Source organism: Legionella nigrisilvae, assembly GCF_977063395.2.
Genome location: NZ_CDRUGZ020000044.1, coordinates 54,624 through 72,272 on the forward strand (window position 1 = coordinate 54,624; position 17,649 = coordinate 72,272).

The window sequence follows — 17,649 nt, forward strand, 5'->3', positions numbered from 1 at the left end:
GAACAGACACCCATAATGATAGGGACATCATATCAATGAAGAACTATTCTCAAGAAATAGGCCACACGAGTTCTTTTTCGGAACATAGAACAACTTATTTTACTGGATTATTCTTTAGTATATTGCTTTGCTTCGGGGGATATGCCAAATCCGCATCAACTGTAGTTCAAACACAAAATAAATTAAAACAATTAGATGCACAAATAAACAGTCTTCAAAAGACATTGAACTCAGCGCACGATAAACAAGGTCTTTTAAATAAGGAATTGTCTGAAACCGAAAAGCAAATTGGTGCAGGGATTCATAAATTACGCTCGATCCAAGAGGATATAAAAAATAAAGAAAATAAAATCGCCGACCTACAAGAACAAGTAAATCAATTAAATCAACAGCTAATTACTCAACAGCAATTATTAGCCAAACATGTACGTGCCCGTTACCAAATGGGGGAATACCAACCACTTAAATTGCTTCTGAATCAGGATGATCCCAATAGAGTCAGTCGAACATTAACTTATTATCAATACATCGTTAAATCACGGCAACAACTTATCGAGAAAATTGATAAAACACGCGCGAGTCTTAGTGAGAGTAAAGAACAACTCAGAACAGAGCTTATAGCCAATAAACAATTAAAAACAGAACTTACTCAACATCAGGAGGAGCTACAACAAAATAAAAGTTATCATACGGCTTTAATTAAATCATTAAATAATGAAATTCAAGATAAACAAAACACTTTACGGGAGGTACGAAGAAATAAAGAAAATTTGGCACGTTTACTCAAATCATTAGCCACCCAGCAAAGTATTACCCCTGCAAGCACACCTTTTAATCAGATGCGCAAAAAATTGCCGCTACCAATCCACAGCCAGAGCCACTCTCTGCGAAAAATGAACCAAGGAGTGACATTTTTTGCCGAAGAAGGCGCTGTAGTCACTGCTGTTTACCCAGGTAAAGTAGTGTTCAGTGACTGGCTTAAAGGCTATGGTTTACTTCTTATCATTGATCACGGACAAGGCTTTATGACCTTGTATGCTCATAACCAATCTCTATTCAAAAGCAAGGGCCAGTATGTACGTCAAAATGAACAAATAGCGAGTGTTGGTCATAGCGGCGGAATTAAACAAAACGGTCTATACTTTGAAATAAGACTAAGGGGAAAAGCTATTCCACCACTTAACTGGTTGTCTTAGGTTAACCCTGGCACCTTAATTGCATTTCAATAATTATAATAAAAGAAGATGGCTTATTTTGTGGCCTTGCATCTGAGGAGATCGCTATGTTGATAAGAAAACTATATCCATGCACGCTTGCGATAGTATACGCGTTTACTCTTATGTTGCCTCTCACAAGCTTTGCAGAGGATGAGGCTAATACAGATACGTCTACAACCTCAAGCTCTACGAATAAAGCGGTTCCTTTAGAAGATGTTCAACGTTTTTCCAATGCTATTGGTGAAATTAAAAAATATTATGTCAAACCTGTCAAGGATAAAGAACTCTTTGATAATGCCATTCGCGGTATGCTCAGTGGACTTGATCCTCACTCCAGTTACCTAGATGAAGAAGAGTTTAAAGACCTCCAAACATCCACCAGTGGTGAATTTGGTGGTTTAGGTTTGGAAGTTACTATGGAAGATGGAGTGGTTAAAGTAGTTACTCCTCTCGTTGATACGCCAGCCTTTAAAGCAGGAATCAAATCTGGTGACTACATTATTAAATTGGGAAAAGAATCCGTTCAGGGTCTTTCACTTAAAGATGCAGTCAACCTAATGCGTGGTAAAGCTGGAAGCACTATTCAGTTGACTATATTACGCAAAGGGGTTAATAAAGCGCTTACTTTTGATTTAATCCGAGAAATTATCCTCATTAAAAGTGTACAAAGCAAAATAATTGCCCCCGGATATGGTTATATTCGTTTAACCCAATTCCAAGCATTAACTGGGAAAGATATGTTGCTTGCTATCGAAAGGCTAAAACAACAATCTGGTGGAAATTTAAAAGGTTTAATTCTGGATTTACGTAACAACCCAGGAGGACTTCTTGATTCAGCAATACAAGTCTCTGATGCATTCCTTGGTAAAGATAAATCAGGCAAACCAGAAACAATTGTCTCTACTAAAGGGCGTTTACCTGGTTCAGATTTTACCGCTCTCTCCAAAGGAGTAGATGTCTTACACAATGCACCAATGGTTGTATTAATCAATAATGGCTCTGCATCTGCAGCTGAAATTGTAGCTGGCGCACTAAAAGATAATAAACGAGCTGTTGTTCTTGGCACAACAAGTTTTGGTAAAGGCTCCGTACAAACTGTATTGCCTCTAGATGAAAAAACAGGGATCAAGCTAACTACCGCTTTGTACTACACTCCATCAGGAACTTCAATTCAAGCTCAAGGAATTGTACCTGATATAGTAGTCAATGAAGTAGAAATTCCTAAAGCGGCTGCGAAACCTGTTGATCCTACAGGATATAGTGAAGCTAATCTTAATAAACACTTAATCAACAAAAATAATCAAGAAACTACAGCTAAGAATTTCAAAGCCCAAATGGATGAGCTCATGCATAATGATTATCAACTTTATGCTGCTTTGACGGTTTTGGAGGGTATGGCTTTAGCTAATAGATAATGGGACTCTGGTAAAAAAAAGGAGCCACTCAGGCTCCTTTTCTCTTATATCTGCAACCTAGAAGAAACAGTCTGACGCCCGATACAATCTTTCAAATTTACTCCGCGCCAGTTGAAATGCCACCTTAAAATTAGGCAATAAGCGTCTTCTTCTGATAAGAAATACCATTTTTGTCTAAGTTAAATACTCCCATGACTCCGGTTCCTGGCTTAATAGCTAACAGATGTGTTGCGATTGCTTGGCTAGAAAAATCCGAATGGGTTTTCATCGCAAGCAATGCACTATTATGAATTAAATGGAATACATCAAAAGCATAGCCAGCTTCACTGATAGGATGGCTAAGATATTCTTGTTTAAATTGTGCGATAAATTCAGGTTTCATTGATTTGGTTAAAACAGCGGCTTGCTTATGATTAGGACTTTGGGCTTGAAAATTATTTTTTCCATCTGTAACCTCAGAACTCTCAGTGAGACAAAAATGAATGAGTTTATTTTTTTTCGCCAAAGGTGCAACTAAAGCGCCACTCTCTGTTCCTTCAGTCATAATTACATTGATGTGATGTGCATCAATAAATTTTTGCAATGTTTTTGCTGCATTGGCATTATTTGTCATTTTATCCAGTGTATAAAACTCATAATTAATCTCGGAGGACTTTAATTGGTCTCGTGCAATTTCCATTGCTCCTAACATATTTCTACCAATAAAAGCAGATTTCTCAGAAAAAGGGGCATAAATACCCACATTAATTGTCATTTTAGGTTTAGCTGTAGAATTACTTAGATCAGATGTGGCGTTACAAAAACTCGCAGTCATTAGCGACAGAAAGAAAGTCCCTAATACAGTATAAAATTTTGATAAAAAATGTCTCATATTCATCATCCTAATTGATTAGACTTTATAGGGTGCAGCCCCTTAGAACAGCAAAATCATTTTGCTATGAATAGATCCTAAATACAATGGTTGGGATTTAATAATAATTGTGCGATAATCCCTCAAAACTGACATATTTTCGAATACAATGAACTATATTAAATCAATCCTTCTTCTTGCTGGTCTATTTTTTTCCTCTTTTACACAAGCAAATATTCAATTCTATTTCGACCAAATAAAACATGATCCTAATGCCTTATATGCATTTTTTAAAAGTATGCCCAAGGGTGGGGAGTTACATTATCACTTAGCGGGAGGTGCTTACCCCGAAGTCATGCTGCAACTGGCAGCCAAAGATAGCTATTGCTTAAATACAACCAATTGGAATGTGAGTAAAACTTCCTCCGCCTGTAATGGAATTGATACTAAGGATCTACTTAATCATCCAGAACTATATGCAAAAACAGTAAAAAGTTGGTCTATGAAAGACTTTGTTCCTGGTAAGGAATCAGGACACGATCATTTTTTCAACTCCTTCTACAAGTTCATCCCTATAGTTGCAGATCACCAGCCTGAGTTAGTGGCAGCAGTATTGCAAACCGCAGCACAACAAAATGAACAATATATGGAATTAATGATTTTGCCTGATAACGCCCATTCAAGCAGTTTTGGCGATATGCTTAAAGACACTACTTCGTTTAATCAAAAACGAAAACGTTTATTAGAAAATCAGGATTTTCAAAATAATATTAATTACACGGTAGTCGAATCGAATCGAATTCTGCAACAAACACGTCAAGAGTTGGACTGTGAAAGAAATCCAGGAAAAAAAGCCTGCCAAATAAAAGTTAAATTTTTATATTACTCCCTCAGAGAGCAATCTCTAGATAATCTTTTTGCACAAACACTGAATGCCTTTGAAGCCGTAACTCAATCTATAAAAAGCAACGGTGCGCTTGTTGGCGTTAATTTAGTCCAACCTGAAGACGGTATTATTTCATTGCGCGATTTCCGCAAACAAATGCAGATCTACCAATATCTTCACGAGCTCTACCCTCAAGTCAATATCGCCCTACACGCCGGCGAGCTAAATCAGGAACTAGTCGCCCCGGATGATTTGGATTCTCACATCCATGATTCTCTCTTTACTGGTCAGGCGCAAAGAATTGGGCATGGGGTGGATATCGCTCATGAAAATAATGTACAAAAAACCTTAGGTTTCATGGCGAAACATCATAAGGCGGTAGAAATTAATCTCATCAGCAATTTAAAAATATTAAAGATTTCTGGTCGTAATCATCCTTTGAATTTTTATCTTCAAAATCATGTTCCTGTTGTTTTATCTACTGATGATGAGGGTATATTGCGGACCAATTTAACACAGCAATATGTTGAAGCCGTATTAAAACATGATCTGAATTATCAAACCTTAAAACAAATCAATAGAAATGCTCTAACCTACGCATTTGTCTCTGGAGAGAGCATTTGGTCTGATGCAGATAAAGGGTTATTGGTTCACGATTGCCTAGATTTAGATAGTGAACGCTGTAAACAGTTTATAAAAGGCAATGAGAAGGCGCAATTGCAGTGGGATTTAGAGAAGAAACTACGCGCATTTGAAACTAAGTTTTAATATTTAAATTTTAACTAAGATGTTTTCAAATTCATCCTGCATGTGTGTACCGCGGCGTGTTCGCGGTTTTCCATTAAATTCGACGACGCCAATTCCAAATGCAATCCCATCTCTTACCAAAAGCTCTGAATCTTCTCAAAACATTACAGGTTAGAGATTATTTATGAATAAAGAAATGGATTAGCGACTAGATACCGCGAACAAGCCGCGGTACCTTAGTAATAATGGATGGTTTAAGCCCCGTACAAGCTTTGTGGCCTAGCTTGGATAACCGGGAACAATTAATCTTTAAACGGACCGCGTAAAATAATAGTCGAGTCTCGTTCTGGGCCTGTTGATAATATATCAATAGGAACTTTAAGAAGCGTTTCTATGCGATTCAAATAAGCAAGAGCATTGGCAGGTAAATCACTGATATTTGTGATATCAGCAGTAGACTCTTCCCAACCAGGCATTTCTTCATAAACTGGTTCTAAACCCTGAAAATCAGCCGCAGCTTGGGGGGGACGAGAAATTAAATTACCGTGTTCGTCTTTATATGCAACCGCTATACGGAGGACCTCTAAATTATCAAGAACATCCAGCTTAGTGATACACAAGCCCGTAATACTATTCAACTCGATTGAATGCTTTAACAAAACCGCATCAAACCAACCGCAGCGTCTAGGTCTCCCTGTTACCGCCCCAAACTCTTGGCCACGCTCAGCGATTCGTTTACCTACGTCGTCGAAAAGCTCTGTCGGGAAGGGTCCACCACCTACACGGGTAGTATAAGCTTTAGTAATTCCTAAAACATAGTCAATGTATTTCGGCCCAAACCCTGCACCATTAATTACGGAACCCACACAAGTGTTTGAAGAAGTGACAAATGGATAAGTTCCATGGTCAATATCTAGATAGACTCCTTGGGCGCCTTCAAATAAAATATTATCGTCATTTTCTCTATGTTCATGTAAACAAGCCGAGACATCACATACCATAGGACGTAATTCTTTCGCCCATTGCAAAGCAGAATCTAATATAGGCTGCATCGCTACAGCAGGCTGTTTGAAATATTGAGTCAAAATAAAATTGTAGTAATCTAAAAGTTCGGCCAATTTTTTTTCAAATCGGTCAGGATGAAATAAATCACTAACCTTTAGAGCGCGACGAGCTACCTTGTCTTCATACGCTGGGCCTATACCACGACCAGTGGTACCAATCGCGGCGCTCCCCATATGAGCTTCACGTGCTTTATCCATAGCCACATGACATGGGAGAATTAGAGGACAAGCCAGGCTAATGCGCAGGCGAGAACGAACATCAACTCCACTGTGTTCGAGTTCTTTAATTTCACTCAAAAGTGCATCAGGCGAAAGAACCACTCCATTTGCAATGTAACACATTACATTGGGTCGCAACATTCCGGAGGGAATGAGACGTAGAATCGTTTTCACCCCATTAATTTTTAAGGTATGGCCGGCATTATGACCGCCTTGATAACGAACAACAACCTGCGCATCTTGAGTTAATAAATCGACAATTTTACCTTTGCCTTCATCGCCCCACTGCGTTCCTAAAACAACAACGTTTTTACCCATGATCTACTCTTAATTTGCAAAATGCTATTCGCCGCTCTAAATTGAGAACACTTGAACTCAATTTCAACAAAATTGTGTAACTAAACCTCCCGGTCTAGTCCCTTGGAGGCATTCTAAATAAAAAACATTCTGAAAAGTTCATCGTGTTTTTTCCAGAATTTTCATTCAATCTGTACTTATATGTGGATGTTCTCCACAATTTTTGCTTTAGAGTGAATAGTTACCAAAACTCAACATTATAGTTACTTTTTAGCCGGTACACCATCATTTTTTGGTATGGCTTCCTTAAAATAATCGAAAAATGCGCTACTTTGATCCAAGACTAAAATATCCCTTTTACTTTTGAAACTCCCTTCATATGCAAGTAAACTGCGATATAAAGAGAAAAAGTCTTTATTTTGATTGTATGCATCCGCATAGATTGATGCCGCTTGTGCCTGTCCAATAGCCCTTATTTTCTGCGCATTACTGCGAGTTTTTGCCAATAAAACCATGACATTAGCATCGGCTTTAGCTTTAATTTCCTCAGCAGCTGCTTGCCCATCAGCACGATGCCTATTTGCAATTTTTTGCATATCAGCACGCATGCGTTGATAAATTGCATTGCTCGTATTGGCAGGTAACTCTATCCCTTTAATGCGAACATCGACCACGATCATGCCCAACCCGCCTGCTTGCTTTTGAGCCGCTTTACGCAATAATTCCATCAAATCGTCACGGCCACCGGATACCACTTCAGGAATGGTGCGTTTCCCAAACTGAGCGCGTAATAAGGTGTTTAATTGTTGTTCCAATAAAGTTTCCGCTTTAAATTCACTGCCACCGGTTGACCTAAAGTATTGCGCTAAATCAGTAATTTGCCATTTAACATAATAATCAACCATTACATCCTTTTTTTCCTTAGTGACAATGCGTGTTGACTTGATATCCATAGTTTGAATACGAGTATCAAAAATGCGTACATTTTCGATAAATGGTATTTTAAAATGCAATCCAGGATTTAATACTTTAACTTTATTAGTCAACTTATCATCGACCAGACGACCTAGACGCAAAAGAATACCCTGTTGTCCTTCCGTAATGGTAAATACACTAGTCAATAAAAATAAAAAAAATACGAAAATCAGGATGCCAAGAGTTCTAGCAGCAGTAGTTTTCATTGTTAATCTCTCCCTTGTCGATAAACAGGTCTAGTAAACTCACGATCATCGACTAAATTCTCTGTCTCACCGATCTCATCTCGCTCCGTTTTACCATTTTTTGCGGATAGAGTTGAAAAACCGGAGGGCTTTTCAAATAATTTGTCTAAGGGTAAATACAAAAGGTTGCCAGATTTGCTATCAACAATGATCTTACTACTCTTGCTTAATACTTTTTGCATAGTCTCCAAATACATACGCTCAGCGGTAATAAGGGGAGCCGCGGTGTAATGAGGAAGTAAAGCTAAAAACTCGGAAACTTCTCCCTGGGCATTTAGTACAACCTTTTTGGAGTACGCTTCGGCCTCTTGCATGATACGGCTTGCCTTCCCTTCTGCAATCGGTACTACTTTAGCTGCATAGGCATAAGCCTGCTCTTTGAAACGTTTTTCATCTTCTTGTGCTTTAATGGCATCATCAAACGCATCTTGGACACTCTCAGGAGCACGTGCGGGTTGAGGTGATACATTAACGATCGAAATACCCGTTTTATATAAATCCAATGTTTTTGCCAAAGTATCTTGAACTTGATTACCCCATACTTCACGACCTTCAGTAATCATTTGATCTAATGTAGTGGTACCTACTACTTGTCTAAGAGCACTTGAGGTCGCCTGCTGTAAACTTTCTTCGGGATTGGCTACATTAAATAAGTAATCCTCCAGATCCCCAATACGGTATTGCACAGCTAAAGATACCGAAACCAAATTCTCATCTCGAGTAAGCATTTGTCCCGAATAGGAGTAATCCAACACTCTGTCCACATTCATAATTATCTTGGAAGAAATAATTCTTGGTATCCAATGGGGTCCGGATCCTACAGTTTCTACATATTTACCAAAACGAAGAATAACGGCCTGTTCAGCAGGATCAACAATAAAAATACCAGACAATACCCAGAGAATAAAAGCAATCGAGACTACTATTAAAGCCACTAAACCGCTATTTGATTTTTTAGAAGGCTCATTATTCGTTTTAGCAGCGCCTCCGAATAGGATCTTCTTCAATTTGTCATGAACACGTTTAAGAGCTTCATCCAAATCTGGAGGCTGATTTTTACCCTTCCAGGGATCTTTGCCTTTATCTGGCTCGTTCCACCCCATGTACTACTCTCCTGGCAAATTCTAAGAAAACTAGAATTCTATGGGGTATATGAAGTTTAAGCAAGTTCTCACGAAGGAATTAGCTCGATAGGGACTCCTAATTGTTCAGAGAATATGCTTAGTAGAGGGACTAATTCTAATTAAATAATAAATGTATAGACTTGGTTTTATTACAGAAATGATTCCAAATTTTGAGAAGCTACTGACATTTTCCTCTGAGATCAATATCCCAAATATCAACCACAATATCATGTTCAGTAATAAAAAACTGATCAAATAAATTAATTGTGGGATCACAATGGGGGACCATCAATTCTAAAACGTCCCCATGTCCAGGTAATTGAGTGCCCTTTACAGCAGTAATCTTTCCATGCTCATCCCCAAATCCACCCCAATCATATTCCAAACCCTGATGACTAATAATTTGAGGTTTGTATTGATCGACATAAATGGATTTTGTCCCTGCATCTACAGTAACATGCTCCGCTCTATTATTGCTGATGACTGTAGTTAAAAGTGTCAATGCCGGTTTGAATGTATTAAATTGGTTCGGGTTTCGTTGGGAACCAATAGAAGTATATTGAACATCCATAACTGCATAAGATCCTGGTTGAATCTCAGTAACCTCTGTCGCCTCCACATCAATATCATAAGTTCCTGTCCCACTCCCTGTTAATATAGGGCAATTAAGACCATTTTCTCTAAAGATTTTTATAAGATCACTCGCCATTTGCATCGTTTGCAATGATTTACTTTTGCGTTCATCAAAGGAGAGTATATGTTGTAGATTTCCTGCATAACACTGAATTCCCATCAACTTTAACCAAGGAAATTGATTCATTTCTAATGCAAAATTTAAGGCATTTTCGGGTTTAACCCCGGTACGCCCTATCCCCGGGTCTACGTCAACTAGGACATGAATCATTTTCCTATTGTGTGCGCCAGCTTCATTTAAAGCAGCTAGATTTTCTTTATTATCTACAACTATTAAAGTGGAAGGAGCTTGTTCCAGACAAGAAATAAGCCTAGATATCTTGTTGTTAGTGACAATCGGAGAAGTAATCAAGACGTTGGGTATGCCATTTCGAATAAGAACTTCAGCTTCTGAAATTTTTGCAACACAAACACCTATTGCACCGAATTCAATTTGTAACTTAGCTAATTTAGAACACTTATGAGTTTTACAATGCGGTCGGACATTGACTTTATTCTCAATAGAATGTGTCCTCATCGTTTCTAAATTGGATTTTAGTATATTTTTATCGATTAATAAGCAAGGGGTATCCAACTCTGTTTTTTTTAAACCTATGGCTCTTTTCAACATTCTATTTCTATTCCTTCGTAACAACTAATCCGCGCTCAATATCACTCGAATTCCTATATAAACTAATAAGCCACCAAACAAACGACTTAAAATGGCTTGAAAATTAGCAAAAACGGCTCGAACTTTATTAGATTGCAGAAATAAAACTAATAACGGCCAATAAAGAGCAGATTCCGTAACAAATACTCCAGCGACTAATGCCTTATCACTCATTGATGCATTCATTGAGACAAACTGAGTAAACAAGCTTAGTAGAAAAATTGCAAGTTTTGGATTTAAAGCATTACACAAGACCCCTTCCATGTAGGCTTTAGAAACGGTTATGTTTTTTATAGAAGATTTATCTTGATCTATTATTGCAGAATGATTGGATTTAAGACCTTTTAATCCAAGATAAATTAAATAACAAGCACCGGCATATTTTATAGTGGTATAAAGGATGATACTTTGGGTGATAATGAATGCTAATCCTAAAATACAATAAGTTGCATGAAAAAGGCATCCAGAAACAATCCCAAAAGCGGTTGCTAAAGCTTGCCGTTTTGGGTAAAAAAAAGCGTTTTTAGTGACCAGTATAAAATCTGGTCCTGGACTTATCATACCAATAAAACAAATCATCATTAAAAGAAATAAACTAATATTCATAACCACTACACCCCATTCATTTTAATCCAATGAAAACACTACAGCCATCAATTATATACTAGAGAGATAGTCCCCCTAAACCCTATGTGGTTCTATCTCTACAAGAATAGATGCAGCTGTACTTAAATGGTTGATTATACCTTAATGGAGTCAAGCTGGTTTACAACTTCTGAGCTCTCAATTTGTTCATGCATCTCTATTTTCGGCAAGGTCTTAAACATATCATCATAGATAATCTGCGTCCTAGTGCCTTTATGGGTACGCGCATATTCTTTTACGGTCTCCCAATTACATTTGCCCTCGGCAATCATCCAACGCATCGTACTCCAAGGGTTGGGAATTTTTTGATTCTCATATGCTTCGTTATAACGTCGTACAAACTCCGCATACAGTTTAAATGGAGGCTCATCTTCTTTTAATGGTACTGCCGCAACTGTTGGTAATATAGAAGCTTCTTTGTTCCCTTCTGGGCGACGACTGTATTTTCGAGTAACAAGCCGTTCTATAACAAAGGCTGCCTCACTAGGCCTACCGAAAAGCTGGCGTAATGTACTTCCCCAAGAATGATCCACATAAATTATTTTATATAAAGCACCATCATTTAAATGGCATCGATTCACAAAAGGATCAACTAATTCGGGTCGTGTATCCAGATAACAATCGATTTCTTTGAGTAACTCGCTACGTTTATCTGCCAATAATTGACGCAAATCCTCACTTCGTGGTGGTTCTGCTCCACGACAAAGTAACATTGCAACACCTCGGAGCAAATCTTTGTTGTTCCGATTATGGTTTAACTGTTTACAAAGAGCTTCAATTGCATTCTCACCTATTTTCTTATCTTCAGAACGTTTATTATTTTCTCCCTCAAGCTTTAGTTTTGCTACTGGAGCTTCCTCTAATAAAGCTTCAAGCGCCTTAATTTTGCCTTGTCGTGCTGCCAAGAGCAACGGAGTATCTTTCATCGGCCCCAAAGGATTTGTCACATCTGCACCGCTTCTAATTAAATTTACTACTCCTGAAGCAAAATCCAGTGTGATGGCTTGATGTAGAGGTTGGAAGGAAATTCGTGCTTCAGTAAGACGTGTTGGCGCATTAACATCCGGTTTAGCATCTAAAATTTTTTTTAATAATTGGCGGTTTTTTGTAGGTAAAGCCAAAGATAATAAGGTACGCCCCTCTTGATCACGATGATTAACATCAAAAATATGAGACTCCAAAAGATGAAGAGCTAACCGTACCTTACCGAAAGCGATAGCTTGATGCAAAGGCTGGCCAATGTTTTTATTCCGAATCTTTTCTAGGACAAGATCAATAAAATCAGTTAGATCTGAAGGTAATTTTTCATCAACAGAATCTCCTTTTTTTCTCTGATGTAATTGAATCAAATAATTCAAAGCGGTTACTTGGGCACCTTCTGCCATCCAAAATGGATGCTCAAGATAACTATTATCTACTTGCAGCTTTTGCTCAATGAAATCGTTAAATCCTTTCAATCCTGATTTTATAGCTGCATTTATTTCAGTGATAAATTCCATATTACGTCCTTTGTAATGTTCCATCCGGATTCATATTACACATTGGACAATAGAAGATCAAAAGGTTAGTTAAAATTTCTACAAATTCGTCAATTTTTTTAAGTTATGTGATTTCAATAGTTTAAAAGTGCTCTTCAATTTTAGTAAAAATTAAATCCCAAACCCCATGCCCTAAGCGTTCTCCGCGTTGTTCGAATTTTGTAAGTGGTCGAGATAAAGGTCTAGGTGAATATCCTCCGTCTTTTTGAGTATTCTGCAAAGTAGGCTCTGTAGATAAAACATCTAAAATATGTTCCGCGTAATCTTGCCAATCGGTTGCACAGTGAATAAACCCTCCCGGCTTAATTTTTTTTGCTAATAATTGAATAAATTCTTTCTGAATTAAACGTCTTTTATGATGGCGCTTTTTATGCCATGGATCGGGAAAGAAAATTTGCACACCTGCAAGTGAGTTGTCCAGTAATTGAGTGCGAAATACTTCAACAGCATCGTGAGCAACTATACGTACATTAGATAATTGATATTCGTGCAAATCTGCAGCCAAACTGCCCACACCAGCCTGATGGACCTCTATTCCTATATAATTAAGTTCGGGATTATTTTGTGCCATGGTCAACAATGATGCGCCCATGCCAAAACCTATTTCTACCACTGTATTTGCAACGCGTCGAAACTCTTGTTCCAAATTCCAGGGAGTTCCACCCACAGTAAGCTCATAATTTTTAAACCAAAGATCTAACCCTTGACGCTGCCGATTGCTCACACGACCAGCCCTTAAGACATAACTTTTTATCTTGCGTTGCATAAATTGCGCTCATATTTTGTCAAAGCATGAATTATATGTTTTTACAAAAATCTTGCAACTAATGCATTTTTTTGATATAAAACCGCTCTTGTATTTCACATCCGGCTATTTGCCCAGAATTTTACAAAGACAAAGCAAATTAAAACCTATTTTGGAGTAACACAATGTCTAGAGTATGTCAGGTAACTGGCAAGCGACCCATGACTGGTCATAAAGTGTCGCACGCTAACAACAAAACTAAAAGACGCTTTCTGCCGAATATTCAGAACCATAGTTTCTGGGTTGAAGAAGAAAAACGATTTGTCACATTAAAGCTCAGCACCAAAGGTATGCGTATTGTAGACAAGTTAGGTATTAAAGCAGTTCTGGATAAACTCAGAGCTGAAGGCGAAAAAGTATAACTAAGGGGATAAACCATGGCAGCCGTCACTATCAAAGTGAAAATGGAATCCACAGCAGGAACTGGATACTATAAAACTACAACTAAGAACCCAAGAAACCATCCTGAAAAGATGGAGCTTATGATGTACGATCCTAAAGTTCGTAAGCATGTTCTTTTTAAAGAGAAAAAAGTTAAATAATGATTTAAGCCCCATATCTTATGGGGCTTAATTTATTTTAAGCTCTCCATTATCCTCCTCATCCGAATAATTTAACTCGGTTCGTTGTGCTCTAGTAAATCAATACCAACACCCCGCTTTATTCTTATAACTGTAAAACCAGTTATTAATGGCCGTTTTCCAGAGGTTATTTTCTAAATTAACTCAGCAGATACTGGATAATCCTTACGAATCGTTTAAACTGATAGTAAATAGCAATGAATACAAAGAGGATTTGCATGAAACCATCATTGCAACTAAGTATTGGACAGCATTTAACCCTAACCCCACAGTTACAACAAGCCATAAGACTGTTACAACTATCAACTTTTGATTTACAGCAAGAAATTCAACTTATTGTGGAATCCAATCCTATGCTTGAAGCAACACCAAGTGAAGATAAGGAAGGATTTGAAACGAATGAAGTAAAACAGCAAGAGAGCGATGAGTCTTACGACTTTCAATGGTCAGAACTCTACCAAAGTCCAAATAAACGCTCTGCGTTTGAAGACAGTGACTATAATTTCGATAATTTACATTGCACAACAACCAATTTACGAGATCATCTAAGATGGCAACTGGAACTTTCGCCTATGAGTGATGTAGATCGGGTGATCGCAACAGCGATCATTGACGCAGTAAATAACGATGGCTTTCTTACGATGAGCCTTACGGAGTTGCATAACAGTCTTACCAGTGAGGAACATCCTCTGGATTTAGATGAAATAGAAGCCGTACGACATCGTTTGCAACTATTTGATCCTGTAGGCTGTGCCTCTAAGAATCTTGCTGAAACACTACTTGTGCAACTGGAGCAACTTCCATTGAAGGGGGAATACCTAGCTCTGACTAAAAAGATTATTACCGAAGATATAGAATTGCTCGCCCAGCACAACTATAAACAATTAATGAAAAATCACCAGATTAATGAAAAAACGGTTGATGAAGTATTGAAAACAATTCAAGGATTAAACCCTAAACCTGGTAATTTGATTCATGAAGATATTACTGAATACATCATTCCAGATTTAACTGTTAAAAAAGTGAACCATAAATGGAACGTTCAACTCAATCAAAGCGTGCTTCCTAATTTAAGTATTAATAACCAATATGCCTCTTTAATTCAACGAGCTGATAATAGTGCAGATAATCAATTTTTAAAAAATAACTTGCAAGAAGCACGTTGGTTTTTAAAAAGTATTCAGAGTCGGCAAGAAACGCTACTTAAAGTAGCCAAATGCATTATGGAATATCAACAAGGATTTCTCGAGTATGGTGAAGAAGCAATGAAACCATTGATTCTCAATGATGTTGCTTCTGCTTTGGATATGCATGAGTCAACAATCTCTCGAGTCACCACCCAAAAATTTATCCATACGCCTCGAGGAGTCTTTGAACTTAAATATTTTTTCTCAAGTCATGTCAACACAAATGCTGGAGATGAATGTTCCTCTACGGCGATCCGTGCGGTGATAAAAAAATTAATTGCTGCAGAGAATAGAAAAAAACCATTAAGTGACAGTAAAATTACCCAATTATTGGAAGAACAGGGTATCAAAGTAGCAAGACGAACCGTAGCAAAATATCGTGAAGCAATGGGAATTGCTCCATCTAATGAACGAAAAATAATTTGTAATTAATTGAGGATCATGGTTTCATCATGATCCTATGTAACTCGGAGATTTTTATGCTAATTAACATCACTGGACATCATATTGATGTTACTCCTGCCCTTAGAGCATTTACCGAAGAAAAATTCGATAAACTGGAGCGTCACTTTGATCAAATCAAATCCATTAATGTAATATTGAATGTAGAAAAACTACGTCAAATTGCTGAAGCAACGGTTCATGTTAATAAAGTTGAACTACATGCCACTTCGGAATCTGAAGATTTATATGTTGCCATAGATGCTTTAATTGATAAATTGGAGCGTCAACTGATCAAACATAAAGAAAAAAATCATAAACATCATGATTAAGAAATAGAAATAGTTTACATCTGATAGCTTGAGCCAAAATGACCTAATTGAAAAACAGGGCAGTTTGGCCAAGTGGTCCATGTAAGCAGTCACTAAGTAACCTGAGCACAGTGAAGACCCCCTGATTACCTAGATTGCGCTTTCCTGCATTCAGCTACACTTATATCTTAATTCGTGGTACATTGTGGGCGCTATGATTAAAACTAAGATTAAAATAATTAATAAGTTGGGCTTACATGCTCGTGCTTCGGCAAAATTTGTTTCTACGGCAGCAAAATTCCAAAGCCAAATTGATGTAACCAGCAACTCACAAACCGTTAATGGAAAAAGCATTATGGGAGTCATGATGCTTGCAGCCAATAAAGGAAGTGAACTCATTATGGAAATAGAAGGCCCCGATGAAATACAAATGAATGAGGCCTTAACTCATCTTATTAATAATTTTTTTGGGGAAGGTGAGTAATAAGGATTAAATAATCATGCTTCTGAAAATCAATCCTTAACATAGTTATTGAGTTTTTTTGTAGTTCATTTGAAGGTTTTTACTTCTCAGAATTCTTTCTTTGCTTTCTCACTTTTTGCAACGCCATCAAAGTCATAAGCAATCCAGATAATGCATAAACAGTAAAACTAACAAATAAAACCAACGAAGGATTTGCTGCAATGGCTACAAACAAAATAATCATCACCAAGACATAAAGAAATGGTACTTTTCCCTTAAAATCCACTTCCTTAAAACTGTAATAGCGAAAGTTCGACACCATTAAACCTGAAATAACCAATGATAGAACGGCTGTTAAAACCGCAACAAACATATTGTGCCATTCATTTTGATAGCATAACCAAGCAAAAGAAGCCATTACAGCAGCAGCTGGTGGGCAAGGTAATCCCTGAAAGTATCGTTTATCTGCGATCTCAAGCTGGGTATTAAAACGTGCTAACCTTAGAGCAACGGCGGCTGTATAAACAAATGCCACCAGCCAGCCTACTTTTCCCAATTGACTTAAAATTAAATTATATACCAGTAATGAGGGTGCAACGCCAAATGTGACCATATCGGATAAACTATCATATTCGGCACCAAATTCAGTCTGAGTATGAGTTAATCGCGCAATCCGCCCATCCAAACCATCAGCAATCATCCCAATAAATATAGCAATGATCGAGGCTTCAAATTGCCCTTTCATCGATGCAACAAGCGAGTAAAATGCTGCAAATAAACTGGCTGTTGTAAACAAATTAGGCAACAAATAAATACCAGAATGACTTTCTTTTTCCATTCTTAATAACCCTTCAAAAAATGCCAAATAGAATATGTTGACATAATAGGGATAAAAAGTGCTTTTGGAAACCAAATTTAACACAAATTTATTTCTGTAAAAAATGAATAAATTACAGTACAGCCTCGAGCAGATGATGGTATACTTAGCATACTGTATTTATATTGTATAAAAGATATGGCTATACCTAAAAATAAGACAATTATTATAGAAGGAATAACTGACCAAGGAAAAACTTTTCGACCCAGCGATTGGGCAGAACGGATGAGTGGTTCACTAGCAAGTTTCAAGAACAGCCGCATTCATTATTCGCCCCTATTAAGACCCAGTGTAAATAGTGAAGGATATCAGTGCGTTTTGCTTGATCCCAAACTTAAAGAATCAAGTCCTTTATTGTATCAATCCATTATTGATTTCGCCAAAGCCAACAACCTCAGAATCTGTGGGGAAGAAATTTAG

18 protein-coding genes are annotated in these 17,649 nt (G+C 37.5%); 9 read left to right on the forward strand and 9 right to left on the reverse strand.

Annotated elements, in window-relative coordinates; all coding sequences use genetic code 11:
- Nucleotides 1–35: 35 nt before the first annotated feature.
- A complete protein-coding gene (locus tag ACWTE2_RS32555) occupies nucleotides 36–1,196 on the forward strand; it encodes a murein hydrolase activator EnvC family protein (protein ID WP_454786158.1) in 1,161 nt (386 codons plus the stop codon).
- Between the two features lie 86 nt (nucleotides 1,197–1,282).
- Nucleotides 1,283–2,632 (forward strand): S41 family peptidase, encoded by a 1,350-nt coding sequence (locus ACWTE2_RS32560; protein ID WP_454786027.1) that lies wholly within the window; start codon nucleotides 1,283–1,285, stop codon nucleotides 2,630–2,632.
- Nucleotides 2,633–2,762: 130 nt separating this feature from the next.
- Here the strand turns inward: ACWTE2_RS32560 and ACWTE2_RS32565 are convergent, their stop codons facing one another.
- Complete coding sequence (locus tag ACWTE2_RS32565; RefSeq protein ID WP_454786028.1) at nucleotides 2,763–3,503, reverse strand: type 1 periplasmic-binding domain-containing protein; 741 nt, start codon at nucleotides 3,501–3,503, stop codon at nucleotides 2,763–2,765.
- Between the two features lie 148 nt (nucleotides 3,504–3,651).
- On the opposite strand from ACWTE2_RS32565, the gene ACWTE2_RS32570 reads away from it, so the two are divergent.
- Nucleotides 3,652–5,136, forward strand: coding sequence for an adenosine deaminase family protein (locus ACWTE2_RS32570; protein ID WP_454786029.1), 1,485 nt, complete (start codon nucleotides 3,652–3,654; stop codon nucleotides 5,134–5,136).
- Nucleotides 5,137–5,417: 281 nt separating this feature from the next.
- Here the strand turns inward: ACWTE2_RS32570 and ACWTE2_RS32575 are convergent, their stop codons facing one another.
- The 7 genes from ACWTE2_RS32575 to trmB all read right to left on the reverse strand — a co-directional run bounded on the left by ACWTE2_RS32575 (nucleotide 5,418) and on the right by trmB (nucleotide 13,330).
- Nucleotides 5,418–6,716, reverse strand: a complete 1,299-nt coding sequence (locus ACWTE2_RS32575; RefSeq protein WP_454786030.1) for an adenylosuccinate synthase — start codon at nucleotides 6,714–6,716, stop codon at nucleotides 5,418–5,420.
- A gap of 242 nt (nucleotides 6,717–6,958) precedes the next feature.
- Nucleotides 6,959–7,876 carry a protease modulator HflC gene (gene hflC, locus ACWTE2_RS32580; RefSeq protein WP_454786031.1) on the reverse strand — a complete coding sequence of 306 codons (918 nt, stop codon included), beginning with the start codon at nucleotides 7,874–7,876 and terminating at the stop codon, nucleotides 6,959–6,961.
- A gap of 2 nt (nucleotides 7,877–7,878) precedes the next feature.
- Entirely contained in the window at nucleotides 7,879–9,018 is a 1,140-nt protein-coding gene (hflK, locus tag ACWTE2_RS32585; RefSeq protein WP_454786032.1) for an FtsH protease activity modulator HflK, read from the reverse strand.
- A gap of 199 nt (nucleotides 9,019–9,217) precedes the next feature.
- Nucleotides 9,218–10,342, reverse strand: coding sequence for a DSD1 family PLP-dependent enzyme (locus tag ACWTE2_RS32590; protein ID WP_454786033.1), 1,125 nt, complete (start codon nucleotides 10,340–10,342; stop codon nucleotides 9,218–9,220).
- 24 nt (nucleotides 10,343–10,366) lie between these two features.
- Nucleotides 10,367–10,987: a LysE family translocator gene (locus tag ACWTE2_RS32595; RefSeq protein WP_454786034.1), complete on the reverse strand. Its 621-nt coding sequence runs from the start codon at nucleotides 10,985–10,987 to the stop codon at nucleotides 10,367–10,369.
- A 134-nt stretch (nucleotides 10,988–11,121) separates the two neighbouring features.
- Nucleotides 11,122–12,525: a Dot/Icm T4SS effector AnkC/LegA12 gene (gene ankC / locus ACWTE2_RS32600; RefSeq protein WP_454786035.1), complete on the reverse strand. Its 1,404-nt coding sequence runs from the start codon at nucleotides 12,523–12,525 to the stop codon at nucleotides 11,122–11,124.
- Nucleotides 12,526–12,646: 121 nt separating this feature from the next.
- Nucleotides 12,647–13,330, reverse strand: a complete 684-nt coding sequence (gene trmB, locus ACWTE2_RS32605) for a tRNA (guanosine(46)-N7)-methyltransferase TrmB (RefSeq protein ID WP_454786036.1) — start codon at nucleotides 13,328–13,330, stop codon at nucleotides 12,647–12,649.
- A 164-nt stretch (nucleotides 13,331–13,494) separates the two neighbouring features.
- Here trmB and rpmB point away from each other — a divergent pair, with 164 nt between their 5' ends.
- The 5 genes from rpmB to ACWTE2_RS32630 all read left to right on the forward strand — a co-directional run bounded on the left by rpmB (nucleotide 13,495) and on the right by ACWTE2_RS32630 (nucleotide 16,373).
- A complete protein-coding gene (gene rpmB, locus ACWTE2_RS32610) occupies nucleotides 13,495–13,731 on the forward strand; it encodes a 50S ribosomal protein L28 (protein ID WP_182391467.1) in 237 nt (78 codons plus the stop codon).
- Nucleotides 13,732–13,746: 15 nt separating this feature from the next.
- Entirely contained in the window at nucleotides 13,747–13,911 is a 165-nt protein-coding gene (gene rpmG, locus ACWTE2_RS32615; protein WP_003635328.1) for a 50S ribosomal protein L33, read from the forward strand.
- A 257-nt stretch (nucleotides 13,912–14,168) separates the two neighbouring features.
- The gene (locus tag ACWTE2_RS32620; RefSeq protein ID WP_454786037.1) at nucleotides 14,169–15,569 is read left to right on the forward strand and encodes an RNA polymerase factor sigma-54; all 1,401 of its coding nucleotides are present in this window, start codon (nucleotides 14,169–14,171) and stop codon (nucleotides 15,567–15,569) included.
- A 47-nt stretch (nucleotides 15,570–15,616) separates the two neighbouring features.
- On the forward strand, nucleotides 15,617–15,910 hold the full coding sequence (hpf, locus tag ACWTE2_RS32625; protein ID WP_182391469.1) for a ribosome hibernation-promoting factor, HPF/YfiA family: 294 nt from the start codon (nucleotides 15,617–15,619) through the stop codon (nucleotides 15,908–15,910).
- Between the two features lie 193 nt (nucleotides 15,911–16,103).
- The gene (locus ACWTE2_RS32630) at nucleotides 16,104–16,373 is read left to right on the forward strand and encodes an HPr family phosphocarrier protein (protein ID WP_454786038.1); all 270 of its coding nucleotides are present in this window, start codon (nucleotides 16,104–16,106) and stop codon (nucleotides 16,371–16,373) included.
- Between the two features lie 79 nt (nucleotides 16,374–16,452).
- On the opposite strand, the gene pssA is transcribed toward ACWTE2_RS32630, so the two are convergent.
- On the reverse strand, nucleotides 16,453–17,190 hold the full coding sequence (gene pssA / locus ACWTE2_RS32635) for a CDP-diacylglycerol--serine O-phosphatidyltransferase (RefSeq protein WP_182391471.1): 738 nt from the start codon (nucleotides 17,188–17,190) through the stop codon (nucleotides 16,453–16,455).
- A gap of 177 nt (nucleotides 17,191–17,367) precedes the next feature.
- Here pssA and ACWTE2_RS32640 point away from each other — a divergent pair, with 177 nt between their 5' ends.
- Nucleotides 17,368–17,649 carry a DUF3579 domain-containing protein gene (locus tag ACWTE2_RS32640; protein WP_182391472.1) on the forward strand — a complete coding sequence of 94 codons (282 nt, stop codon included), beginning with the start codon at nucleotides 17,368–17,370 and terminating at the stop codon, nucleotides 17,647–17,649.